Origin of the sequence: Stenotrophomonas maltophilia (assembly GCF_004920835.1) — a bacterium.
GTDB classification, from domain to species: Bacteria; Pseudomonadota; Gammaproteobacteria; order Xanthomonadales; family Xanthomonadaceae; genus Stenotrophomonas; species Stenotrophomonas maltophilia_AQ.
Genome location: NZ_QFHO01000040.1, coordinates 1 through 23,142 on the forward strand (window position 1 = coordinate 1; position 23,142 = coordinate 23,142).

The 23,142-nt window shown below is 67.5% G+C and carries 25 protein-coding genes; 12 read left to right on the forward strand and 13 right to left on the reverse strand.

All coding sequences use genetic code 11. The features are described from left to right. Positions 1-437: 437 nt before the first annotated feature. Both DI041_RS19535 and DI041_RS19540 read right to left on the reverse strand, forming a co-directional pair. Positions 438-1,013, reverse strand: a complete 576-nt coding sequence (locus tag DI041_RS19535) for a TlpA family protein disulfide reductase (protein ID WP_136639807.1) — start codon at positions 1,011-1,013, stop codon at positions 438-440. Beyond that, positions 1,010-2,284: a YihY family inner membrane protein gene (locus DI041_RS19540; protein ID WP_046985223.1), complete on the reverse strand. Its 1,275-nt coding sequence runs from the start codon at positions 2,282-2,284 to the stop codon at positions 1,010-1,012. The genes DI041_RS19535 and DI041_RS19540 overlap by 4 nt, the downstream gene beginning before the upstream one ends. Before the next feature lie 77 nt (positions 2,285-2,361). On the opposite strand from DI041_RS19540, the gene wrbA reads away from it, so the two are divergent. The 3 genes from wrbA to DI041_RS19555 all read left to right on the forward strand — a co-directional run bounded on the left by wrbA (position 2,362) and on the right by DI041_RS19555 (position 3,852). Then, on the forward strand, positions 2,362-2,955 hold the full coding sequence (gene wrbA, locus DI041_RS19545; RefSeq protein WP_046985222.1) for an NAD(P)H:quinone oxidoreductase: 594 nt from the start codon (positions 2,362-2,364) through the stop codon (positions 2,953-2,955). Then, entirely contained in the window at positions 2,952-3,287 is a 336-nt protein-coding gene (locus DI041_RS19550; RefSeq protein ID WP_046985221.1) for a DUF2069 domain-containing protein, read from the forward strand. Before wrbA ends, DI041_RS19550 begins: the two co-directional genes overlap by 4 nt. Before the next feature lie 79 nt (positions 3,288-3,366). Then, positions 3,367-3,852, forward strand: coding sequence for an asparaginase domain-containing protein (locus tag DI041_RS19555; protein WP_046985220.1), 486 nt, complete (start codon positions 3,367-3,369; stop codon positions 3,850-3,852). 89 nt (positions 3,853-3,941) lie between these two features. Here DI041_RS19555 and DI041_RS19560 read toward each other — a convergent pair whose 3' ends face one another. From DI041_RS19560 to sufT, 6 genes are all read right to left on the reverse strand, one after another. Then, entirely contained in the window at positions 3,942-5,681 is a 1,740-nt protein-coding gene (locus tag DI041_RS19560) for a S8 family peptidase (protein ID WP_136639806.1), read from the reverse strand. A gap of 379 nt (positions 5,682-6,060) precedes the next feature. After that, entirely contained in the window at positions 6,061-7,083 is a 1,023-nt protein-coding gene (locus tag DI041_RS19565; protein WP_136639805.1) for a M23 family metallopeptidase, read from the reverse strand. 1 nt (position 7,084) lies between these two features. Further along, complete coding sequence (locus tag DI041_RS19570) at positions 7,085-7,420, reverse strand: transcriptional regulator (RefSeq protein WP_046985218.1); 336 nt, start codon at positions 7,418-7,420, stop codon at positions 7,085-7,087. Next, complete coding sequence (locus DI041_RS19575) at positions 7,417-8,073, reverse strand: hypothetical protein (RefSeq protein ID WP_046985217.1); 657 nt, start codon at positions 8,071-8,073, stop codon at positions 7,417-7,419. Before DI041_RS19575 ends, DI041_RS19570 begins: the two co-directional genes overlap by 4 nt. Positions 8,074-8,246: 173 nt before the next feature. Next, entirely contained in the window at positions 8,247-9,341 is a 1,095-nt protein-coding gene (locus tag DI041_RS19580; protein WP_046985216.1) for a branched-chain amino acid aminotransferase, read from the reverse strand. Between the two features lie 59 nt (positions 9,342-9,400). After that, positions 9,401-9,952 carry a putative Fe-S cluster assembly protein SufT gene (gene sufT / locus DI041_RS19585; RefSeq protein ID WP_004144911.1) on the reverse strand — a complete coding sequence of 184 codons (552 nt, stop codon included), beginning with the start codon at positions 9,950-9,952 and terminating at the stop codon, positions 9,401-9,403. A gap of 122 nt (positions 9,953-10,074) precedes the next feature. On the opposite strand from sufT, the gene DI041_RS19590 reads away from it, so the two are divergent. Continuing rightward, positions 10,075-10,494: a hypothetical protein gene (locus DI041_RS19590; protein WP_046985215.1), complete on the forward strand. Its 420-nt coding sequence runs from the start codon at positions 10,075-10,077 to the stop codon at positions 10,492-10,494. Between the two features lie 88 nt (positions 10,495-10,582). Here DI041_RS19590 and DI041_RS19595 read toward each other — a convergent pair whose 3' ends face one another. Further along, complete coding sequence (locus DI041_RS19595; RefSeq protein WP_136639804.1) at positions 10,583-12,043, reverse strand: NAD(P)(+) transhydrogenase (Re/Si-specific) subunit beta; 1,461 nt, start codon at positions 12,041-12,043, stop codon at positions 10,583-10,585. Beyond that, positions 12,040-12,360: an NAD(P) transhydrogenase subunit alpha part 2 gene (locus DI041_RS19600; protein WP_046985213.1), complete on the reverse strand. Its 321-nt coding sequence runs from the start codon at positions 12,358-12,360 to the stop codon at positions 12,040-12,042. Before DI041_RS19600 ends, DI041_RS19595 begins: the two co-directional genes overlap by 4 nt. 98 nt (positions 12,361-12,458) lie before the next feature. On the opposite strand from DI041_RS19600, the gene DI041_RS19605 reads away from it, so the two are divergent. From DI041_RS19605 to DI041_RS19615, 3 genes are read left to right on the forward strand one after another with little or no spacing between them, the layout of a single operon-like run. Continuing rightward, positions 12,459-13,043, forward strand: a complete 585-nt coding sequence (locus DI041_RS19605) for an RNA polymerase sigma factor (protein ID WP_136639803.1) — start codon at positions 12,459-12,461, stop codon at positions 13,041-13,043. Continuing rightward, positions 13,040-13,366, forward strand: coding sequence for a DUF3379 domain-containing protein (locus tag DI041_RS19610; RefSeq protein WP_136639802.1), 327 nt, complete (start codon positions 13,040-13,042; stop codon positions 13,364-13,366). The genes DI041_RS19605 and DI041_RS19610 overlap by 4 nt, the downstream gene beginning before the upstream one ends. A gap of 4 nt (positions 13,367-13,370) precedes the next feature. Beyond that, positions 13,371-13,832: a DUF3106 domain-containing protein gene (locus DI041_RS19615; protein WP_136639801.1), complete on the forward strand. Its 462-nt coding sequence runs from the start codon at positions 13,371-13,373 to the stop codon at positions 13,830-13,832. A gap of 77 nt (positions 13,833-13,909) precedes the next feature. Here the strand turns inward: DI041_RS19615 and DI041_RS19620 are convergent, their stop codons facing one another. Further along, the gene (locus DI041_RS19620) at positions 13,910-14,989 is read right to left on the reverse strand and encodes an NAD(P) transhydrogenase subunit alpha (RefSeq protein ID WP_046985209.1); all 1,080 of its coding nucleotides are present in this window, start codon (positions 14,987-14,989) and stop codon (positions 13,910-13,912) included. Between the two features lie 52 nt (positions 14,990-15,041). Beyond that, the gene (locus tag DI041_RS19625; protein ID WP_136639800.1) at positions 15,042-17,363 is read right to left on the reverse strand and encodes a PacR family protein; all 2,322 of its coding nucleotides are present in this window, start codon (positions 17,361-17,363) and stop codon (positions 15,042-15,044) included. A gap of 331 nt (positions 17,364-17,694) precedes the next feature. On the opposite strand from DI041_RS19625, the gene DI041_RS19630 reads away from it, so the two are divergent. From DI041_RS19630 to DI041_RS19645, 4 genes are read left to right on the forward strand one after another with little or no spacing between them, the layout of a single operon-like run. Next, positions 17,695-18,273, forward strand: coding sequence for a nitroreductase family protein (locus DI041_RS19630; protein ID WP_046985227.1), 579 nt, complete (start codon positions 17,695-17,697; stop codon positions 18,271-18,273). Continuing rightward, complete coding sequence (locus DI041_RS19635) at positions 18,270-19,247, forward strand: 5'-3' exonuclease (RefSeq protein WP_248298516.1); 978 nt, start codon at positions 18,270-18,272, stop codon at positions 19,245-19,247. Before DI041_RS19630 ends, DI041_RS19635 begins: the two co-directional genes overlap by 4 nt. After that, positions 19,244-19,798 carry an NUDIX hydrolase gene (locus tag DI041_RS19640; protein ID WP_046985207.1) on the forward strand — a complete coding sequence of 185 codons (555 nt, stop codon included), beginning with the start codon at positions 19,244-19,246 and terminating at the stop codon, positions 19,796-19,798. Before DI041_RS19635 ends, DI041_RS19640 begins: the two co-directional genes overlap by 4 nt. Beyond that, complete coding sequence (locus tag DI041_RS19645) at positions 19,791-20,588, forward strand: N-formylglutamate amidohydrolase (RefSeq protein WP_136639799.1); 798 nt, start codon at positions 19,791-19,793, stop codon at positions 20,586-20,588. Before DI041_RS19640 ends, DI041_RS19645 begins: the two co-directional genes overlap by 8 nt. Positions 20,589-20,653: 65 nt before the next feature. On the opposite strand, the gene DI041_RS19650 is transcribed toward DI041_RS19645, so the two are convergent. Further along, positions 20,654-22,069, reverse strand: coding sequence for an MFS transporter (locus tag DI041_RS19650; protein WP_136639798.1), 1,416 nt, complete (start codon positions 22,067-22,069; stop codon positions 20,654-20,656). 105 nt (positions 22,070-22,174) lie between these two features. Here DI041_RS19650 and DI041_RS19655 point away from each other — a divergent pair, with 105 nt between their 5' ends. Then, a complete protein-coding gene (locus DI041_RS19655; protein WP_136639808.1) occupies positions 22,175-23,059 on the forward strand; it encodes a LysR family transcriptional regulator in 885 nt (294 codons plus the stop codon). The last annotated feature ends 83 nt before the right edge of the window (positions 23,060-23,142 follow it).

Here is a 23,142-nt window from a genome sequence, read left to right on the forward strand (position 1 = left end):
GGGTCCGGTTGCGGGGGACGCTGCAAGTACGTCCATGTAAGCTCGGTCGCCGCATCCATGCGGCTCACGCCCCCGCAACCGGACCCACCCCGCCTTCGACAGATTTCTGCGATCTGCTGGACATGCCGATGGGGGTCAGATCCGTTTTCCAGAGGAAAACGGATCTGACCCCATTTTCTGATTTCGAAATCTGACAGACATTCATCCACGCGTGGCGTGGATCTACCAGATCGCAGAAATCTGTCAGAGGCGGGGCGGTGTCGGAGTGCGGGTGTCAGCCGCATGGATGCGGCTGCCAAGCCTACATGGACGTACTTGCGGCGTCCCCGCACTCCGACACCGCCCCGCCACCACACGGAAATCGCGCTTTGGCTGTTGCTGTTGCCGTTGCTTGAATGTTTCGGCGAGTGCAGGGCGCAGCCCTGCCGATACGCAACCTACTTGGCCGCCGCGATCTGCTTTTCGATGTCGGCGGCGGTCACCGGGCCAAGGAAGGTGTGGGCCAGCTTGCCCTGCGGATCCAGCAGATGCGTCAACGGCAGGCCTCGCGGCGTGGCGAAGTCCGCCGGCGGATCGAACGGATCCACGATCACGATCGGATAGGTCACCGGATGCTTGGTCAGGAACGACTGCATCTCCGGCACCTCGATGTCCTCGTAGGCCAGACCAACCACTTCGATGTTGCTGCGCATCGCATGCAACGCCGACAGCTCCGGCATCTCCTTGCGGCACGGTGCACACCAGGTCGCCCAGAAGTTCACCACCACCCACTTGCCACGATGCGCGGCCAGATCGTAATCACTGCCGTCCACCGCCTTCATCTTCAACGTCGGGAACTCGGCGGTGATGCGCTCGGCCGGGGTCTCATCCACTGGCGCCGGCGTGGTCGGCGTTGGTGCCTGTGCCGGCGGCTGGCTGCTGGCCGGGGTCGGCTCCTGCGCCGGCTTGCAGGCCGACAGCGCCAGCAGCAGGGCCAGCGGGAGCATCAGCGGCAACTCGGTCTTGCGGGTCATGGTGCGTCTCCAGAATCGGTGTAGATGTCGCTGACCTTGCGCTTGAGGCGCTCGCGCAGGGGCAGTCGCAGGTCGTCCAGGGCCGCCAGTGCGGCGCGGCCCAGGGTGTCGTCGCGGTACGGCAGGTGCTGCTCGGCCACTGGAATGCGCAGCTGGGTGCATTCGTACAGGTCAGACAGGCTGACCTGCTCCAGATCGCGCGCGAGCAGCCATTCACCGCGCTCATCACGGCGCAGCAGGCCGATTTCCTGCAGGTTGCAGGCCAGGTCCTGCAGCAGCGAATCGGTCAGCATCGGCTCCAGCCGCAGGATCTCGTCGTCGGCCAGGCCTTTGCCCTTCGCGCGTGCATGGTGGAAGCGTCCCAGCAGGCGCAGCAGGCCGTAGAACTCGTAGCCCTGCGGCAGGCGCAGCTCGACCGGCTGGTACCGGAACGCTGCCATCGACGAGGACAACGACGCGCCCAGCAGCACCGCCACCCAGCACAGATAGATCCACAGCAGCAGGATCGGTACGAAGGCCACCGTGCCATAGAGCTTCTGGTACGACTGGAAGCTGCCCAGGTAAGCACCAATGCCCCACTTCACCAGTTCCAGGATGACGGCGGCAAGGATCGCACCGGGCACCGCATGCCGCCATTTGACCGTGTGGTGCGGCACCACCCGGAACATCAGCGTGATGCAGACGAATTCGATCAGGATCGGCGCCAGCCGCAGCGCCAGGTCGGCCAGCCAGCGGCCCTCCTGGGTCCCGAACAATGGCATCGCAAAGACCCGCGCCGACACTGCCAGCGAGGCGGCGGCGAGCATCGCGCCCAAGGTCAGTACGGTCCAGTAGACCAGGAAGCGGGTCAGCTTGGGCCGGGTCGAGCCCACGCGCCAGATCTGGTTGAAGGTCTCCTCAACGCTGTTGAGGGTGATCAGCAGCGACACCACCAGCGCGATGAAGCCGGCGGCGGTGAGCTGGCCGGCACTGGCCGAGAACTGCCGCAGGTAGCCCTCGGCGGCGCGCGCGGCGTTGGGCACGAAGTTGGAGAAGACGTAATCGCTGAGCTGGTCGCTCCAGCGGTCGAAGACGGGGAAGGCCGAGAGCACGCCGAACACCACGATCGCCAGCGGCACCAGCGCGAACACCGTGGTGTAGGCCAGCGCCGCCGCTGCCTGGAACAGGCGGTCGTCGAGGAAGCGATGCCACAGGAAGCGGCCGAAGCTGATGGCGCGTGCGCGATCCCGCGCGCGCTCCATCCACAGGTTGAGCGTATCCAAAGGTTCCATCGGCGAAAGGGTACCCGATGCGGAATGGTCGCAGGATAGCCATACTGGTGGCCACACGACGAGGAGAAGCGGTCACGATGGGCGAGATTCTGGTGCTGTACTACAGCCGGGGCGGTTCAGTGGCACGGCTGGCGCGCCAGATCGCGCGGGGCATCGGCGAGGTTCCGGGCATGGCAGCGCGGCTGCGCACGGTGCCGCCGGTGGCCGCCGTCACCCAGACCGCGCAGCCGCCGGTACCCGACGATGGCGCCCCCTACGTGAGCGTGCAGGACCTGGTCGAATGCCAGGGCCTGCTGCTCGGCAGCCCGACCCGCTTCGGCAACATGGCCGCGCCGGTGAAGCACTTCCTGGATGGGCTGGGCGCCGAATGGGTCAATGGCACCCTGTCCGGCAAGCCGGCCGGCGTGTTCACCTCCACCGCCTCGATGCATGGTGGCCAGGAATCGACCCTGCTGTCGATGCAGGTGCCGCTGCTGCACCACGGCTGCGTGATCGTCGGCATCCCGTTCACCGAGCCGGCGTTGAGCCATACCACCAGTGGTGGCACGCCCTATGGCGCCAGCCATGTGGCCGGCGCGGCCGATGACCCGCAGCCGACCGACGACGAGGCCGTGCTGGCCCGCGCGCTGGGACGCCGCGTGGCCGACATCGCACAGCGGTTGGCCCGATGAACCGCCCGCCGCGCACGGTCCTGCTGCTGGCCCTGATGGGGCTGGCGGCGCTGTTCGCCGGCTGGTTCATCAATGACAAGCACTGGCTGGCCACCCAGCTGGTGTTCACCGCACCGCCGCTGGCACTGGCCGTGGCGCTGCGCCTGGGCTGGCGCAAGGCTGGCTTCTGGGCCTCGGTGCTGGCGCTGGGCTGGTTCAGCCATGGCGTGATGAGCGCCTGGAGCCACCCGCAGACGCGCTGGCTGGCGCTGATCGAGATCGCGCTGGCGCTGCTGGTGATCTTCAGCGCCAGCCTGCCCGGGCTGCGCGCCCGCTTCGGCAAGCGACGCTGACGCTGCGGCCGCCGGGCCGTATCATCTGTGTTCCTGGCCCCGCGCCGCTGTACCTGTCCTGGTTTCGCGCATGCACATGATGGAAGAGCTCCTGGTCGTCACCACCGGTGGCACGATCGACAAGATCTACTTCGACGACAAGTCGGACTACCAGATCGGCGACCCCCAGATCGGCATGATCCTGCGCGAGCTGGGCGTGACGTTCCGCTTCAACGTGATTCCGATCCTGCGCAAGGATTCGCTGCACATCAACGATGAGGACCGCGAGCTGATCCGCGCCACCATCGCCGCGCAGCCGACCCGCCACGTGCTGGTGACCCACGGCACCGATTCGATGGTGCAGACCGGCCAGGTGCTGGCGACGATTCCGGAGAAGACCATCGTGATGACCGGTGCGCTGAGCCCGGCACGTTTCCGCGGGTCGGATGCCGAGTTCAACATCGGCTGTGCGATCGGTGCAGTGCAGTCGCTGCCGACCGGCGTGTACATCGCGATGAACGGCCGGATCTTCGATCCGCAGCACGTGCGCAAGAACGTGGCCGCGAACCGCTTCGAATCGGTTTGAGGAACAGCGTGCCGACCAGGGTCGGCACCTACCCAAAGAGAAAACGCCCCGGCCGGAGCCGGGGCGTGCCCATGGAGAGGGGCTTGGGCTCAGTACTGGGCGTTGAGGGTCAGGCCCGAGAAGGTGCTGTAGGCCTTCACCCGCACATACCAGGTGCCGGCGGCCGGACTGTTGATGGTGCAGGTCTCGTTGTTGCCACTCAGGTACGGACGGCAGGTATACGCGGTATCGGTCGGGGCACTGCCCTGGCGCACGTACAGGTCGGCATCACCGCTGCCGCCACTGATCGCCACGCGCAGCTGGGTGCTGCCAGCCGGAACGTTGACCGTGTAGCTCAATGAGGCGCCACTGGCAGCGCCCAGGCCGGTGACCGGGACGTTGTTCTGCAGCACGTTGCCGCCCGGGTTCGGGCCACCGCCGTTGATCGCCGCAGCCACGGCCGCGTCGGCGTCGATGATGCCGGCGCCGCAACCACCCGAGCAGGCGCCCGGCAGCGGACGTGCAGTGCTCTTGATGATGCTCTCCACCTGCGCCGGGCTCAGCGGGCTCGGGGCAGCGGACTGCATCAGTGCGACCACGCCGGCAACGTGCGGTGCCGCCATCGAGGTGCCGTTGTACGAAGCGTAGCTGGCGCTGCCCGGGGTGGTGGTGCCGCTGTTGAGGGTGGACAGGATGCCCTGGCCCGGTGCCGAGATGTCGATGCCGTTGCCATAATTGGAGAAGCTGGCACGCGCACCGGCCGAGGTGGTGGCTGCCACCGCGATCACGTTCGGGCAGTTGGCCGGCACCGACGAGGACACGTTGGTGTTGCTGTTGCCGGCTGCGACCACCACGGTGGTGCCACGGCCGACAGCGCCATTGATCGCGTTCTGGTAGGTGGTCGAGCAGCTGCCGCCACCGCCGAGCGAGAGGTTGATCACTTCGGCCGGATTGGCATTGGCCGGCACGCCGCTGACGCTGCCGCCGGAAGCCCACACAATCGCGTCGGCGATGTCGGAGGTGTAGCCGCCGCACTTGCCGAGCACACGCACCGGCACGACCTTGGCGTTGAACGCGGTACCGGCCACGCCGGTGCTGTTGTTGGTCACCGCCGCCACCGTGCCGGCGACGTGGGTACCGTGCCAGCTGGAGTTGGAACCCGGATAGCCGGCCTGGCACTCGTTGTCGCCGTACCAGTCACCTTCATCGTTCGGGTTGTTGTCGCGGCCGTTGCCGTCGCGCGCCATCGCGGCGTCGCTGATGAAGTCATAGCCGGGCAGGATGTTGGCGTTGAGATCGGCATGGTTGGTGATGCCGGTATCGATCACCGCGACTACGACGCCGGTGCCGGTGGCCTTGTCCCAGGCCGGCCGGATGTTGATGCCGGCATTGGAGGTGCCGAAGCCCCATTGCTCGCTGAAGCGGGTGTCGTTCGGGGTCAGCGTGGCGCGCATGATCTGGTCGACTTCGACGTATTCCACGTTCGGGTCGGCGGCCAGCTTGCGCATCAGCTGCTCGGATTCGGCCTGGTCGAGCGGACGATCGGTCTTGACCAGGGTGGGGCCGACGGCCAACTTGCGGACCTGCTGCAGGCCCAGCGCGCGGCCCTGGCTGCTGGCCAGGCCGGCGGCGGCACTCTTCAGTGAAGAGGCCAGTGCGGTGGTATTGGCCACCGGGGCACTGCCGTCGCGGTACTTCACGATGAAACGCTGGTGGGTCTGCGCGGACTGCAGGCCGCTGAGCTGGACGTCACCGGCCAGCGCAGGCGTGGCCAGCAGCAGCGATGACAGAACGGACGCACCAAGGACCACCCACACTCGACGCACACGCGGTTGCGTTACCTGGGACATCGTATTTCCCTTTCTTGTGGTGTGAATGCCGGAATCGGCAGAAGCACCGGCCCGAACCATGGGCTGGCTTGCATTGGCGAGGTTCGAAGTCCGGCGAGTCAGCGGATCCCCCTAACGATCCGCCGTGCAGATGACGCTAATGACCAAAACCGGACACCACAAGATTTTCAGCGTCTTTTCAGCAAGATGAAATGTTCGTTCTGAGACTTTTCGGGTCGAGGGTTTGTGAAGGTGAAGGAACTTTCTCGTGCCCTGCACGCACCTGACTGGGTCATCACGTGTCCTGTGATGACTTTGCCGACATCGGCGTCCACGCCCCCCCGCAACGACCGCGCAGCATCCAGGCGGTGCCCCGGCCGGCCCTCGTCGGACGCGCTGACTACTTCGCCCGCGGAACGTCCGCTGGCCGGATGCGCTGCCCTTTGACCGGCTCGCCGCGTGCAACCGGCTGGCCATCGGCGATGTAATCGGAGAACTGTGCCGGCAACGCTTCGCCGACACCGAACACCGGCCCGGCCTGCAGCTGGTAGTGCAGGTGCGGTTCGGAGGAATTGCCGCTGTTGCCACAGTCACCGAGGTGCGCGCCGCTGCGGACAACCTGCCCCTGCGCGACGCGCACGCTGCCCTGGCGAAGGTGCGCCAGCACCGAGTACTCCTCGTTGCCGTGATCGAGAATGACGCGGTTGCCGGTGAGCTGGGCGGCATTCATCTGACCCGGCACGTTGTCGGCCACACCCTCGATCACGTCCACCACCGTACCGTCAGCCGGCGCAAGGATCGGGCGACCGAAGCAGTAGTAGTCATCATTGCGCAGGCCATCGCCACGGTGCGAGCGGCCATCGCGGACCACCAGCAGATCCAGCGCGAAGCGCTGACCGGCATGGGCCGCATGGTAGTTCTGTTCGACGTTACGCCCGCCCCAGAATACGAAGTACTCATCCTCGAACGGCAGTTGCAGCCGTGTGCGGGTCTGGTAGTCGAGGAACCCGCTCGCCGCGGCCTGTGGCGGCGTGGTCTGGAGCGGGCGGATGTAGAAGCCGCCGATCCGCCCGTCGGCATCGATGGCCCACAGCACCTGGATGATGGCCGGGCTCCTGGCGAAGCGCGCCTGTCGCAGATAGGTGTCGAATCCATCAACCTTCTCGACCTTCTCACTGACCAGCTCGGTTTCTGCGCCCCAACCCGCCAGCACCTGCTCGCGCAGCGTCACCAGGTTCTGCGCAGACTGCAGCCCCGCCCGCATCTGCGGCGTCATCCGTTCCCACAGGGCGTCGATGTGCCCTTCGTAGAACTGCGTGGTCAGCGCAGCTCCCTGTTGGCGCGGATCTGCGGCCGCGGCCACGCCTGTGAGGGCAGAAAAGGAAACAACCAGAACCGCAAACAGGCGCGGGAGCAATGTCATGTCAGGAGTCCTTTCGATCCGGATCGGGAATGCCGGCAACGATCGCCGCCAGCTGCGTGCGGTACTCGGCCAGGGCAGTGCGGCCCATCGGCGTCAACTGCAGGGTGGTCAGTGGGCGCTTGCCGCGGAACGACTTGTCGATGGCGACCAACCCTGCCGCTTCAAGCTTGCTCAGATGGCTGGAGAGGTTGCCCTTGCTCAACCCGCTGAGATGCTCGACAAATCCGAACTCGGCGGATTCAGCACCTGCCAGGATCGACAGGATCAGCAGGCGTGCCGGCTCATGGATCAAGCGATCGAGCTGGAGCAGCGCTCGGGAATCGGGCAGCTGGGTCATTCGACGTTCGTCCGCGCCGCCATGAACGCGCGCATCTCCACCTGCAGCCGCTGGAAGCGCTGGTGGTCACGCCAGCCGGCCACGATCAGTGCGATGGATGCCAGCGGGAACACGACGGTGCTCGCGCCGAAGCCATACGCCTGCCCGGTGAAGGCCAGCGCGGCCTGGCACAGCAGGAATACGCCCACAATGAACTCCAGCGGCGTACGCAGCCAGCGCCACACCACCCAGGGCAACAGTGCCACCACGACCAGGTAGCCCATCGCGCGCAGGTCCCAGGGGCGTTCGCCCATCGGCGCCAGCCGGGTCAGCACGCTGCCGATCACCAGCACGCTCACCAAGGCGGTGAAGGCGATGAAGAAGCGCTGGAAGTTGCGCTCGGCCGGCGTCACCTGCTCCTCGACCTGGCCCAGACGCTGGTAGTAGCGACGCGCCAGCCACTGCTTGCCGACGATCCACAGCACCGGTACGGCGATCAGCACGACGCGCAGCGTCAGGGTGGTCGGCAACAGCGCGCCCGCAAGGAAGGAGGCCAGACAGGCAACACCGCCCGCGATCGCCGACAGGCCACCGGCACTGCGCGAGTAACGCGAGTATTCACGGGTCAACGCCTGCAGGCGCGAGGAAGGATCAATGACGGACGGCTGCTGCATGACACGCTCCATCGGGGTCGCTTGAATTAAGTTTGCATCGCAAACTTATTTGCGTCAAGCGCCTATCTGCTGCGGTCGACGGGCGGGCCACAACGCAGAAAGCCCGTCACTGGGACGGGCTTTCAAGAAGAGCCGCCGGGCATGGCCCGGCGCTACAGGTTCAACGCGGGCGATCAGCCCAGCTTGACCAGCCAGTTGTGGCGGTCCGGCAGGCGGCCGTACTGGATATCCGTCAGTTCCTTGCGCAGCGACATGGTCACTTCGCCAGCCGGTGCATTGATGTCGCCCACCGAGAAGCCTTCGCCCTTGAGCTGGCCGATCGGGGTGACCACTGCGGCGGTACCGCAGGCGAACACCTCAGCGATGTCGCCGGAGGCCACGCCCTGCTTCCACTCGTCGATGCTGACCTTGCGCTCTTCGACCTTCATGCCGCGGTCGCGGGCCAGCTGCAGGATGCTCTCGCGGGTGATGCCTTCGAGGATGCTGCCGGACAGCTGTGGGGTGACCAGGGTGCCATCCTTGTAGACCAGGAACACGTTCATGCCACCCAGTTCTTCCAGGTACTTGCCCTCGACCGGGTCGAGGAACAGCACCTGCGAGCAGCCTTGCGCCTGCGCCTTCTGCTGCGGCAGCAGCGAGGCGGCGTAGTTGCCACCGCACTTGGCGGCACCGGTGCCGCCCTTGGCCGCACGTGCGTACTCGGTGGACAGCCAGATCGACACGGGCGCCACGCCCTTGGCGAAGTACGGGCCGGCCGGGCTGGCGATCACGTAGTAGCCGGCCTTGTGCGCGCCGCGCACGCCAAGGAAGGCTTCGTCGCCGATCATGAACGGACGGAAGTACAGGCTCGACTCATCGGCCGACGGCACCCAGGCGCTGTCGACGGCGATCAGCTGCTTCAGCGATTCAACGAAGATCTCCACCGGCAGTTCCGGCAGCGCTAGGCGCTGCGCCGAACGCTGCAGGCGGCGGCCGTTGGCATCCGGGCGGAAGGTCCAGATCGAACCGTCGGCATGGCGGTAGGCCTTGATGCCTTCGAAGATTTCCTGGCCGTAATGCAGCACCGCGGCGGCCGGGTCCAGCTGCAGCGGGCCGTAGGCACGCACGTTGGCGTTGTGCCAGCCAGTGTCCTTGTCCCAACGCACTTCCACCATGTGGTCGGTGAAGTGCAGGCCGAAGCCCGGCTTCTCCAGGATCTGGGCGCGCTCTTCAGCGCTGCGCGGGTGGTCCGAACGGGTGACGGCGAAGCTGGGAATGGACTGGGACACCGGAGATTTCCTGTTCTGGTTGCGGGTAGTACCGGGCCCGCGTCACTGCGGGCCGTGGGTCAAAGCATGCCGGTCTCGAGCCGGGCAGCCTCGGACATCATGTGCTGGTTCCACGGCGGGTCGAACACCAGCTCGACGTCGGCCTCGGCCACCGTCGGGATCATTTCAAGCTTGCTGCGTACGTCGTCGACCAGGATGTCGCCCATGCCGCAGGCCGGCGCGGTCAACGTCATCTTTACGTCGATCTCGCGCTGTCCTTCGTCCAGGTGCTTGATCTCGACCTCGTAGACCAGGCCCAGTTCGACGATGTTCACCGGAATTTCCGGATCGAAACAGGTACGCAGCTGCTGCCACACCAACTGCTCCACCTGCTCGTCGGTCGCATCGGCCGGCAGCTCCAGCGGAGCCGGCGCCTCCTTGCCGATGGCGTCACCGTCCTTGCCGGCGATACGGAACAGGTTGCCTTCCACGAACACCGAATAGCTGCCGCCCAGCGCTTGGGTGATGTACCCATAGCTGCCGGCGGGCAGGGTCACGGTGTCGCCCTGCGGGACCATCACGGCCTCGCAATCGCGTTCGAAGTGGACAGGTTCGCTGCTACGGGAATACATGGGGACCGATATGGGGCCGTGGCCAAGGCCACGCAAGACGGCATTCTAGCCCAGCCGCCCTACCCTCGCCGGTGCACTGCGGCAAACCACAGTATCCTGTGGATGACTTTCAGGGAGCTTCGATGTCCTCCAATGCCGCGCGTGCCAGGACCGTGACCTGGCTCTGGCCCCTCATGCTGCTGCTGGGCCTGCTTGTTGCTCCCCTTGCCTGGATGGTGCTGGCCCTGATGACCGGCCGGCAGGTCGGCTGGATGGCCGTGGTGACCGCACTGGAGCTGGTGTTCATGCTGCGCATGGGCACGCTGGGGCCGGGCCGGTTGCGCATCACCCTGGTGGTGCTGGGCACGTTGCTGGTGGCTGCGGTGGCCAACTGGACCATCGCCAGCGCCTGGATGGGTGGCTCGATCGGGCTGGACCTGTGGGATGCGACCACGCGGATGGGTCCGCACCTGGCCTGGACGCTGATCACCCTCGCCAATGGCGCGGTGGAATGGCTGTGGCTGGCCCTGGGTGTGGCTGTGGGCGCCTGGCTGGCACGCTGAGCGCGTAGATCCACACCATGCGTGGATGGCGGATGTTGGATGTGGGGTCAGAGCCCTTTCCTGCGGAAAGGGATCCGACCCCGTTCCCTCAATGCCCCCCGTCGAGCCCCTTCAGCTCACTGACCAGCGAGGCCGCGGCTTCTGCACCATCGCCGTACAGCATGCGGGTGTTGTCAGCGTAGAACAGCGCATTCTCGATGCCTGCAAAGCCAGTGCCCTTGCCGCGCTTGATCACCACCACGTTGCGGGCGTTGACCACATCCAGCACCGGCATGCCGTAAATGGGGCTGGCCGGGTCGGTACGCGCGACCGGATTGACCACATCGTTGGCGCCGATCACCAGCACCACGTCGGTGTTGGCGAATTCCGGGTTGATGTCATCCATGTCGGCGATCAGGTCGTAGGGCACGCCGGCCTCGGCCAGCAGCACGTTCATGTGCCCCGGCATGCGTCCGGCCACCGGGTGGATCGCGAACTTCACCTTCACCCCGCGTGCGATCAGCCGCTGTGCCAGCTCCCAGATCTTGTGCTGGGCCTGGGCGACGGCCATGCCGTAGCCGGGCACGATCACCACGCGTTCGGCGAAGGCCATCATCGCCGCCACGTCAGCTGCTTCGATCGGCTTCTGCGAACCGGAAATCGCCTGCGCCTCGCCCGCCGCAGCGCCGCCGAAGTTGGAGAACAGCACGTTGCGGATCGGCCGGTTCATCGCCTTGGCCATCAGCCGGGTCAGCAGGATGCCCGCCGCGCCGACCATCATGCCGGCGATGATCAACGCCTCGTTGCCCAGCACATAGCCTTCGAACGACACCGCCAGGCCGGTGAACGCGTTGTACAGCGAGATCACCACCGGCATGTCGGCACCACCGATCGGCAGCGTCATCAGCACGCCCAGCGCCAGCGCCAGCACGAAGAAGGCGACGATCGCCCAGGTGTTGAGCGTGCTGGCCGCGATGATCGCCAGCACCACCACCGCCAGTGCCACCACCAGGTTCATCACCTGCTGCCCGGGCCAGGTCACGCGCTTGTCGAGGCGACCGTCGAGCTTGGCCCAGGCAATCACCGAGCCGGACAGCGACACCGCACCGATGGCCGCGCCGACCACCGCCAGCAGCAGCACCATGCCCGAGGGTTGGCGGGCAGCGAGGTCGGCCAGCGCCTGTGCGCTCCAGTGGCTGGTATCGCGGTTGGCGAGGAAGGCGTAGCGCAACAGTTCCACTGCACCGATGGCCGCGGCCGAGCCGCCGCCCATGCCGTTGTACAGGGCCACCATCTGCGGCATGTCGGTGATGGCGACCTTGCCGGCCGACCACCACGCCAGGCCGGCGCCCAGCAGCAGCGCCACCAGGATCAGCGGCACGTTGTGCAGCTCGGGCAGGAAGAAGGTGGCCACGGTGGCCAGCAGCATGCCCAGCCCGGCCCAGCGGATGCCGCTGCGTGCAGTCAGCGGCGAGGCCATGCGTTGAAGGCCGAGCAGGAACAGCGTGGCGGCGACCAGGTAGCTGGTCTTGACCAGCCAATCGAGCAGTTCGATGGTGCTGATGTTCAAGCCTGCGGCTCCTTCGGTTCGTCCTTGTCGCGCTTGGGCGCACTCGGCTTGAACATTTCCAGCATGCGTGCGGTGACCACGTAGCCACCGGCGGCATTGCCGGCACCGAGCACCACGGCCAGGAAGCCCAGTGCCTTTTCCAGCGGCGTCTGCGCATGACCCAGCACCACCATCGCGCCGATCAGCACGATGCCGTGGATGAAGTTGGACCCCGACATCAGCGGGGTATGCAGGATCACCGGCACCCGCGAAATGATCACGTGGCCGGCAATGGCCGCCAGCATGAAGATGTACAGCGCTACGAACCCGTCACTCACTGGCAACGCTCCCGCTCTGTCTTCGTCGCCCCATCATAACCATGGGCTGAACCCGGCGCGCGCCCGGCGTCAACCAAAGCCGCGCTCACGCGTTGCCAATGGTGACCCCGAGCGAGGAACCGTACCCTGTGCTGGTGAGCAGCCCCCTCCCCCCGAGCGCCGAGACCGATGCCCTGCCGGCATCGCTGGAGGCGTTCCTGGCCAGCGTCGGCCCGCGTGCGTTCCGCTTCGCCGAGGCCGGCCTGCGCCAGCGCGAGGATGCGCTGGACGCGGTGCAGGATGCCCTGCTGCGCATGCTGGACTACGCCGACAAGCCGGCCGCCGAATGGGCACCACTGTTCTGGAGCATCCTGCGCCGGCGGGTGATCGACCTGCAGCGCCGGCGCCGCTTCCGCCTGCCGTTCTGGCGTGACAACCAGGACGCCGACGGCGGCGAGATCGACTGGGCCGACCCCGGCCCCGACCCGTCGCAGGCGCATGAGCAACACCAGCAGTACCAGCAGCTGGTGCAGGCACTGCGCACCCTGCCCGCCCGCCAGCGCGAGGCCTTCACCCTGCGCGTGCTGCAGGACCTGGACGGGGCCACCACCGCCCGCGCCATGGGCTGCAGCGAAGGCGCGGTAAAAACCCATCTGGCACGCGCCCGGCAAGCGCTGCAGGACTACCTGGAGACCCACCCGTGAACCGCCCCCTGCCTTCCGATGACACCCTGCGCAGCCTGCACGCGCAGTCGCTGCAGGCGTTGTCGCCGGCGACGCTGGCACGGCTGCGCCAGGCCCGCCATGGCGCCGGCGCGGCCCATCGCGGGCGCTGGCGCTGGTGGCTGGCCAGCGCCTGTTCGCTGGTGGTGGCACTGGGTATCGGCCTGCAGTTCACTGGCCATGGCACGCTGACGGGCCCTGCGCCAGCACCGGTGCTGGCGGCAGTGGAAGACAACAGCGCGCTGTACGACGAGAATCCTGATCTGTACCTGTGGCTGGGCGACAACGACCTGGCGATGGAGTGAACCCATGTCCCGACTGCATACCCTGCCACTCTTGCTGGCCCTGTCGCTGTTGCCGGCCGTCCCGGCGCTGGCACAGAGCGCCGCACCCGCCCCTGCCCCGCGTCCCGTGCCGACCGCACCGCTGCCGGCATGGGAACAACTGAGCGACGCCCAGCGCGAATCCCTGCTGGCGCCGCTGCGCGACCGCTGGAACAGCGCCGACGCTGGCCAGCGCCAACGCATGCTCTCGCATGGCCAGCGTTGGCAATCGATGAGTCCGGAGGAACGCGACAAGGCCCGCCGTGGGCTACGCCGCTTTGAACACATGAGCCCGGAGCAGCGCGAGCAGGCGCGTGCCCTGTTCGGCCAGATGCGTGATTTGCCACCGGCGCAGCGCGACGCCCTGCGCGAGCGCTGGTCACAGATGACGCCGGAACAGCGCAAGGACTGGGTGCGGGAAAATCCGCCGCCGGCGAAGCCGCGGTAACACGGTAGCGCCGGGCCATGCCCGGCGGATCCAGTGCCTTCCGCTGCGCTCGCCGGGCATGGCCCGGCGCTACCGGGTCACGCCTGCCAGCGCGTCTTCGCCAGCAGCTCGTCGTCCCAGTCGAACGCCAGCTGCCCCTCACGCACGAACAACGCGACGAAATTCAGCAGGTTGCGCGCGTACATCTCGCTGGCCTGGGTCGCGCCGCGACTGGCCAGCCCCAGCGGGCCATCGATGGTCACGCCCTGGTGCTCGATGCACTCACCCGGCCGGGTCAGCGCGCAGTTGCCGCCACTTTCGGCGGCCAGATCAACGATCACGCTGCCGGTGGCCATGCCTTCCACCATTGCGGCAGTCACGATCGTCGGCGCCGGTCGCCCCGGTACCGCTGCGGTGCAGATCACCACATCCACGCTACGCAGATGGTCGGCCAGCCGGCGCTGCTGTTCGGCGCGCTCTTCATCGGTCAGCGCACGCGCGTAACCGCCTTCGCCTGCCGCGCTGACGCCCAGGTCGAGGAAACGCGCCCCCAGCGACTGTATCTGCTCGCGGGTTTCCGGACGCACGTCGAAACCTTCCACCTGCGCACCCAACCGGCGCGCGGTGGCGATGGCCTGCAGGCCGGCCACGCCGGCACCGATTACCAGAACCTTGGCCGGACGCACGGTTCCGGCTGCCGTGGTCAGCATCGGGAAGAAGCGCGGTGCGCGCTCGGCCGCGATCAGCGCGGCCTTGTAACCGGCCATGCCGGCCTGCGAACTGAGTACGTCCATCGCCTGCGCGCGGGTGGTGCGTGGCAGCTGCTGCAGGGGGAACAGGTGCAGGCGGTCGTCAGCGGCCAATGCTGCAAGCGCCGGATCACTGGCCGGGGTCAGCAGTCCGACCACGCTGGCGGCGGGTTTGAGCTGCTCCAGCACCGCCGCCGGCGGCGCCTGCACGCACAGCAGGATGTCGATCTCGCCCCAACGGCTGGCGTCGAAGACCCGCGCGCCGGCATCGTCATAGGCAGCATCGGTGAAACCGGCAGCGAGGCCGGCACCGGCTTCGTACCAGACGCTGACGCCCAGCGCGCCGAGCTTGCGCGCGGTTTCCGGCGTCAGTGCCACGCGCCGTTCGCCCGGCGCGGTCTCCTTGATCCCCAGCAACGCCACGGCCATGCAGGTCCCCGCTGATCGGTGTGTTTTCCCGATCCTAGCAGGCCGTCACTGCTCAGTGCAGGGTGGCGTTGCCCGGGTCCAGCCGATCGATCACGCCCTGCATGGCGCTGTCGAAGGCGCCGTCGTCAACGTGGGCACGCAGGCGGCCCAACCGCACCATCACCGCCAGTTCCTCCGGCGAAGCCACGCAGAAGCGCACGCCACGGCGGTTGACGAACAACAGGCGCGAGGAAATCGGGCTGACCCAGGACAGCTTGCCGGCCTGGACCTTGCCGTCCTTGTCGACGAAGTCCAGCCAGTTACCGATCTCCATGCGACGGAAGCGATCGGCGTCGGCATTGTCGAAGTCATCGGCGTCGATCTGGCCGCTCAACTCCACTGCGGGCGACTCGGCCACCGGCGGCGCCGGCAATGCGACCTGCGGCAGCTCCGGCAGCGCGCGCTGCAGTTCCGGGCGCGACTCGGCGATGCCCTGCAACGTGTCATGCAAGGCGTCGATCGCCCCCGTAGCCGCATCGCCGTGCACGCCGACGCTGGCAAACACCTTGGCCAGCACCGGCTGCCAGGCCTGCAGCCACGGCTTGCCGACAATCTGCCGGCGTGCCTCGGCCACTTCCTCCAGGAGGCCGTCGCCGAGGCTCAATGCCTCGGCCACCGACGCGCCTTCTTCGCCCTCGCGCAGCAGCGCCAGGGTCAGGTGGTGCTGCCACGGCTGGCGCAGAAACTCGGCAATGGCCGGCGGCAGGGAGGCATCGCCGATGCGGCGGTCCAGTTCGGCGCCGGCACGGCTGCGAGCCATTTCCAGCTTTTCCTGGCCACGCTGCGTTTCGGCGGCGCGCCGCTCGGCAATTTCCACGCGGCGGCGATGCTGCACGAGGAATTCGCGGAACTCTTCTTCCAGGGTCAGGAAGATGGCCAGGTTCTCGTTGAACTCGGCCACCAGGCGCTCGATGATTTCCTCGACCTTGGCCATCAGCATGCGCTCTGCCTGGCTCTCGCCGGTGTTGCCTTCGCAGGCCTCGGCCAGCGAGTTGAGCAGCTTGCGCGCCGGGTGGGTCTTCTGCACGAACATGCGGCGATCAAGCATGGCGACCTTGACGAAGGGCACCACCAGACGGCCGATCAGTTCGCGCGAGCGGCCCTCCAGCTCGCGTTCGTCCAGCATCACGTCGAACAACATGCCGACCAGGTCGATCGCATCTTCGTCCTGCGGATCCAGCCGGCTCTGGCCGGGGTCGACGCCAAGCCGGGTGGCGCTGGACAGGACTTCGCTCTTCAGCCGCTGCGCCAGCGATTCGCCGTCCTCACCGATGGCTGCGCGCAGGGTCGCGCTGGGCGTGGCCTGCAGCAGCGACAACACCGACATCATCTCGCGCTGGCTCAACGGGCGATGCTGGCCAACTGCAACCTGTGCGGCCGACGTTGCATCCTCGCGCACATGGCGGGTCTGCTGCAGCAGTTCGTGCAGCGCTTCCAGCAGCATGCCCTGCTGGCCCACGTAGGCCTCGCCGGTTCCGCCGTCTTCGCCAGCCAGATGCTGCTGCATGTGGCCGCGGCGCTCGGACCAGCGTGCGGCGAAGCGCTGTGCCCACGCCGGTGCGGCCTGTTCGTCATCGCCGGATTCAGCATCGAAGCCCACGCCCTGACGCTGCTCGACCAGATCGTCCAGGCCTGAAGGCACGCGCGGCTCGGGCGCGGCTGACAACGGACGCTGCTGCGCCCCCATCTGCGACATCACCCCGGCAGCAGCCAGTTGTTCGTCCAGCTTCTCGTAGATGCGGCCCACCGGCGCGCGCAGGTCGCGCTCGCACAGCTTGATCAGCACCAGATGCACTTCCGGGGCCAGCTCGCAGCCGGCAAAGGCTTCGTGGATGGCCACGCCCAGGTGCTCGGGGCTGATCGGGTTGTGGTCGGCATCCAGTTCGGGTCCACCGATCAGCCGGCCCAGGCGGCGATCCAGCCGCGCCAGCACCGGCTTGAAGTCGCGCAGCAGCACGGTGGCGAAGTTGCGCACCGCCAGCCGCGATTCCAGTACGTGTTCATCCAGCAGGCTGAGGCTGTCCTCGGCCGGACCCGACAGGGTCGCCTCGGCCGACAGCGGCTCACCGTTGGCCAACGCATCCCAGGCCAGCTGCAGGTGGCTGGCGAAGGCGGCAGCAATGTCCTCGCGGCGGCGGCGCAGTTCGCGCATCGCATCAAGGAACAACAGCTGCGACGAGCCAGCATTGCCGGCACGGTCGAACAGGGCATCGTCGAAACGCGCCAGTGCGGCCCCGAAGGCCTGGCACAGGGCAGGCAGGACCACCTCCCGGGCACGCTGGAGCTGTGCCGGGTCACGGCCCGGCGATCCCATCGGTGTGGGCGCGCTCATCATTCGGGAAGGCTCCCCACCTTCTCTGGTTCGACAGACAGCATGGACATCGCGACGACCGGTACACCCCATTTACCGGTACGTCGATGGTAGGCCGGCCAGCCCATCACGGACAGTGAAACAGTCCTCACTTCAAACCTCATGACCGGCGGCCCGGCAAGATAGATATCGTAAGCCGTGCAAGGCCTGCGAGGCGAGGGGAAGCGGCCGTCCTTTTCCCGCCAGTGGCATGACGTTCATCACAGTTTGATATTCAAGGTCCGGACGCGACACAAACGGCGTCTTTGACCACCCCGACTATAATCAAACACCCGTGATGACCGGTTCAGACTCCATGCCCGACCCCGCCGCCCTGCTCGCCCTGGATGCCCGCCGCTCAGTACCCTCGCGGCAACTGGGCGAGCCTGGACCGGACCCGGCTACTCTGCAACGGATGCTGGTCTCCGCGGTGCGTGTGCCTGACCACGGCAAGCGCGTGCCGTTCCGCTTCCTGAAGATCGCTGGCGATGCACGTCACACTCTGGGCGACTTCCTGGCAGAGCGCAGCCGCCAGCGCGACCCGCACGCGGGCGACGCCGTGTTCGAGAAAGACCGCCAGCGTTTCAGCCATGCGCCGTTGGTGATCGTGGTGGTGACCAGCCCGCGCCCGGACCCGAAGGTGCCCGAGCAGGAACAGCTGATGACCGCCGGCTGCGTCTGCTTCGCCCTGCTGCAGGCCGCGCAGGCGCTGGGCTTCGGTGCGCAATGGCTGACCGCATGGATGGCCTTCGATCCAGCCGTGCATGCCCATCTGGGCTTGGCCGAGGGCGAGGGCATCGCCGGCTTCATCCACATCGGCACGCCGAAGGCCGAAGTGCCCGAGCGCGAGCGCCCCGACGCCGCCGCCCTGCTGCAGGACTGGACCGGGCAGTGAGCGCCGTAAGTGTTCCGCCGGTGCCGCCGCCGCTTTATCTGGTCGATGCCAGCATCTATGTGTTCCGCGCCTGGCATTCGCTGCCGGACGAGTTCCAGGACAGCCAGGGCTGGCCGACCAACGCCGTGCACGGCTTCGCCCGCTTCCTGCTGGACCTGCTCGAGCGCGAACGCCCCCGGCACATCGCCATCGCCTTCGACGAGGCGCTGGACAGTGGCTTCCGCCATCGCCTGTATGCGGCCTACAAGGCCAACCGCGACCCGGCGCCGGAAGCGCTGAAGCGCCAGTTCGTGCACTGCAAGGCCCTGTGTGCGGCGCTGGGCCTGGTGGTGCTGGCACACCACGATTACGAAGCCGACGACCTGATCGGCAGCGCGCTGCACCAGCACCGGCACAGCCATCGCGGCCTGATCATCTCCGCCGACAAGGACCTGTCGCAGCTGCTGCTGGACCACGATGAGCAGTGGGATTACGCACGCAACCAGCGCTGGAACGTAGCCGGGGTGAAGGCGCGGCACGGCGTGCATGCGCACCAGATCGCCGATTACCTCGCGCTGTGCGGCGATGCGGTGGACAACATTCCCGGCATCAGCGGCGTGGGCGCCAAGTCGGCGGCGGTACTGCTGGCCCATTTCGGCAGCCTGGACGCGTTGTACGAACGCCTGGACGAAGTGCCCTTCCTGCGCCTGCGCGGCGCCGCCCAGATGGCCGTCCGCCTGCGCGAACAGCGCGAGCACGCCCAGCTCTGGCGGCAGCTGACCACCATTGCCCTGGACGCGCCGCTGGAAGGCTGCCAGCCCGGCCTGCTGCGGCAGTCAGCCGACCCGGAACTACTGGGCGGCCTATGCCAGGCGCTGCGCTTCGGCCCGCTGACCCGCCGCCGCCTGTTCAACGCCGCAGGCGTGAACGATCCCGGCGCTGCCACCACAGCCGGCATGTCCGACCCTTTCCCCACTTCCAGCGAGCCCGCATGAGCCAGAGAAACACCGAAGCACCGCGCGTTGTTTACGAAGGCAAGTACCAGCGCATGGTCGTGCGTGGCACCTGGGAATACAGCGAACGCACCCACGCCGGTGGCCTGGCGGCGATCATCATCGCCGTTACCCCGGAGGACAAGGTGCTGTTCGTCGAACAGTTCCGCGTGCCGCTGCAGGCGCCCACCATCGAGATGCCGGCCGGCCTGGTCGGCGACGTCGATGCCGGCGAATCGATCGAGGTCTCGGCCGTACGCGAACTGGAAGAAGAAACCGGCTGGACCGCCGATCACGCCGAAGTGCTGATGATCGGCCCGACGTCCTCCGGCGCCAGCAGCGAGAAGATCGCCTTCGTCCGTGCCACCGGCCTGCGCCGGATCGGCGAAGGTGGAGGCGATGACAGCGAGGACATCACCGTGCACGAGATCCCGCGTGCACAGGCGGCGGCGTGGCTGGTGCAGAAGATGGGCGAAGGCTACGAGCTGGACGCCAAGCTCTGGGCCGGCCTGTGGATGATCGAGCATCACCTGGACGGGCGCCCACGTGGCTGACGCCGACCTGCACTCACTACCGGCGCTGCTGGGTGCCGGTGATCCTGCGATCTACACGATCCACCGGCCGCAGGGCGCTTCGCCGTTCCTGCTGCTGGCCGACCACGCCGGCCAGCAGGTGCCGCGCGCCCTCGCCGGCCTGGGCTTGCCGCAGGTCGAACTGGATCGCCACATCGGCTGGGACATCGGCATTGCCGGCACCACCCGCGCATTGGCCGAACGGCTGGATGCCTGGGCAATCGAACAGGCCTATTCGCGGCTGCTGATCGACTGCAACCGCCCGCTGGCCTCGCCGACGCTGATTCCGGAAGTGAGCGACCACACCGTGGTACCGGGCAACGCCGGGCTGTCGGCGGCGCAGCGGCAGCAGCGCATTGATGCTGTCCACGCGCCGTACCACGCACGCATCGACGCGGAACTGGACGCACGCCGCGATGCCGGTCGCCCCACCCTGCTGGTCATGATGCACAGCTTCACCCCGGCGATGAACGGCGCACAGCGACCGTGGCATGCCGGCGTGCTGTACCACCAGGACACGCGTTTTGCCCATGCCTTGCTGCAGGCACTGCGCGAGGAAGGCGATCTGGTGGTGGGTGACAACGAACCGTATTCGGTCAGCAGCACCAGCGACTACGCGGTACCTGTGCATGGCGAGGGCCGCGGTCTGGTGCATGTGGAACTTGAAATCCGCCAGGATCTGATCGCCGATGCCGCCGGGCAGCTGGCGTGGGCGCAGCGGCTGGCGCGGATCTTCAGCGCGTTGCAGCCGCAGTTGCTGGCATTGGGTTGAACGCGCGTGGATCCATCCCGGGTTGGTAGTGCCGGCCGCTGGCCGGCAACCTCAGGGTAGTTGGGTCATTGTGTTTGCCGGCCAGCGGCCGGCACTACCACTACTGTTGCCGGGCGCAGGCCCAGCGCGATGACCACGCCGAACGCGGCGAACAGCGCGGCGCCGTACTGTGCATTGACCATGCCCTGCAGCGCATCAGGGCTGGTTGCCGCCTGCATGCCGCGCGCGGCGTTGGCCACCATCACCAGTACCGCCAGTCCCAACGCGCCGCCGATCTGCTGTGCGGTGGCGGCCATGCCGGACGCCACACCCTGCTGCGGCCCCGGCACGCCGTGCCCGGCCACGATCCACATCGCCGTCCAGCTCATGCCCTGGCCCACGCTGAGCACCACGATGCCCGGCAGCAGCGGCCAGTAGCTGGCGCCATGCGGCATCGCCAGCGCCACCGCGGTGATGCCGATGGCACCGGCGGCGAAGCCCCGGGCCAGCACCTGCCGTGGCGAACGGCGCCGCAGCATGCGTTCGGCAATGCGGATGCCGAAGGTGCACACCAATGTCGGCAGCAGGAAGGCCATGCCGGCCTGCAGCGGGCTCCAGCCATAACCATCCTGGAAGTAGAGCGCCAGGAAGTAGTACTGCACGCCATAGCTGCTCATGAAGGCGAAGGTCAGACCGAGCGCCGCGCGCAGGCCGGGCAAGCGCAGCAGCGCGAACTGCATCAGCGGGTCACGGCTGCGCTTTTCGATCTGCACGAACACCGTCAACAGTACGGCTGACAGCAGCAGGCAGATGAGCGTGGCCGGCGCAGTCCAGCCCCATTCCGGGCCCTGCACCAAGGTGGTAACCAGCAGGCTGCCGCCGGCGGTGACGGTGAGGCAACCGGCCAGGTCGAAGGAACGGCCGTGCACGCGCGGGCCGTCGGCCGGCAGCCACGCACCGGCAGCAAGCGCGCAGGCGGTGGCCAGCGGCACGATCACCGCCAGCACTGCCGGCCAGCCGAACGCCTGGGTCAGCACGCCACCAAGCAGCGTGCCCAGCGCCAGACCAACTGCGCTGGCCATGCTCCAGATCGCCAGCGCACGATTGCGCACCGGGCCTTCGGCGTACAGCGTGTTGATCAGCGCCAGCGTGGCCGGGAACAGCAGCGCCGCCCCGACGCCTTGCGCGGCGCGTGCGATGATCAACAGCGTGGCATTCGGCGCCAGCGCGCCGAGCAGCGAGGCCAGCGCGAACAGCAGCATGCCCAGCCGGTAGAAGCGACGGCGGCCAATCAGGTCGGCGGCGCGCCCGCCCAGCAGCAGGCTGCCACCGAAGGCCACGGTGTAGGCACTGACCACCCATTGCAGCTGCTGCGCATTGATCTGCAGCGCGCGCCCCATGTCATGCAGGGCGACGAAAATGATGGTGGCATCCAGGGCGATGATCAGCTGGGCGGTGGCGAGCAGGGTCAGCGCCCAGCGCGGGTATTTGAGGGGAGGCATCGGCGGTCTGGCACGGTGGGGGAACGCAGTCTCATTGATGCAGCCCAATCAATAAACCCCTAGGCGGCCATATCTGTCATGATTTTCAGCATGAATGCAGCCTCGATGGACCTCAACGCAGTGCGCATGTTGGTGCAGGTGGCCGAAGCCCGCAGCTTCACCCTGGCCGCCGGCCAGCTCGGCCTGAGCCAATCCGGCCTGTCGCGCGCGATCGGGCGGCTGGAGGCCAGCCTGGGAGTGAAGCTGCTGCAGCGGAACACCCGCAACGTGGCACTGACTCCGGACGGCCGCCAATTCGTCGAACAGGTGTCGCCGCTGCTGGCCGGCCTCGACGATGCCGAGCGGCAGTTGGCCGACCGTCCGTGCACGCCCTCAGGCACGCTGAAGATCAGCGCGCCGTCGATGTTCGGGCGCAGGGTGCTGGTGCCTTTGCTTGGGCCGTTGCTGCAGCAGCATCCGCACCTGCTGGTGGAAGCGGTACTCAGCGACCGCCTGGTGGATCTGGTGGAGGAAGGCTTCGACGCCGCCCTGCGCACCGGCACCATCGCTGATCAGCGCATGGTGGCGCGTCCGTTGAAGCCACTGCGCTGGGTGACGGTGGCAAGCCCGGGTTACCTGGCCCGCTGCGGCGCGCCGGTCGATGTGGCGGCGCTACAGGATCACGCCTGCCTGGCGGTGCGCAACCTGCGCAGCGGCCGGCTGGTGGACTGGCAGTTCCTGCAGGACGGGCAGCTGCGCGAGGTCACGCCACCGGCGCGGATGGTGTTTGACTGCGGCGACCCGTTGGTGGAGGCAGCGATTGCGGGCATCGGCATCGTGCAGGTGATGGATTTCGCGGTGGCCGACGCGTTGGCCGATGGCCGCCTGCAGCGCGTGCTGCAGCCGTTTGAAGGCCGCAGCCGCGCGCTGTCGTTGATCTATCCGCCTTCGCGGCAGCATTCACCGAAACTGCAGGTGCTGGCCGACGCGTTGCTGGCCGGGGATTGGTAGATCCACGCCTTGCGTGGATGAGCGTTGGTAGCGCCGGGCCATGCCCGGCGAGCCGCATTGCGGCGGCGGAATGGAATGCCGCC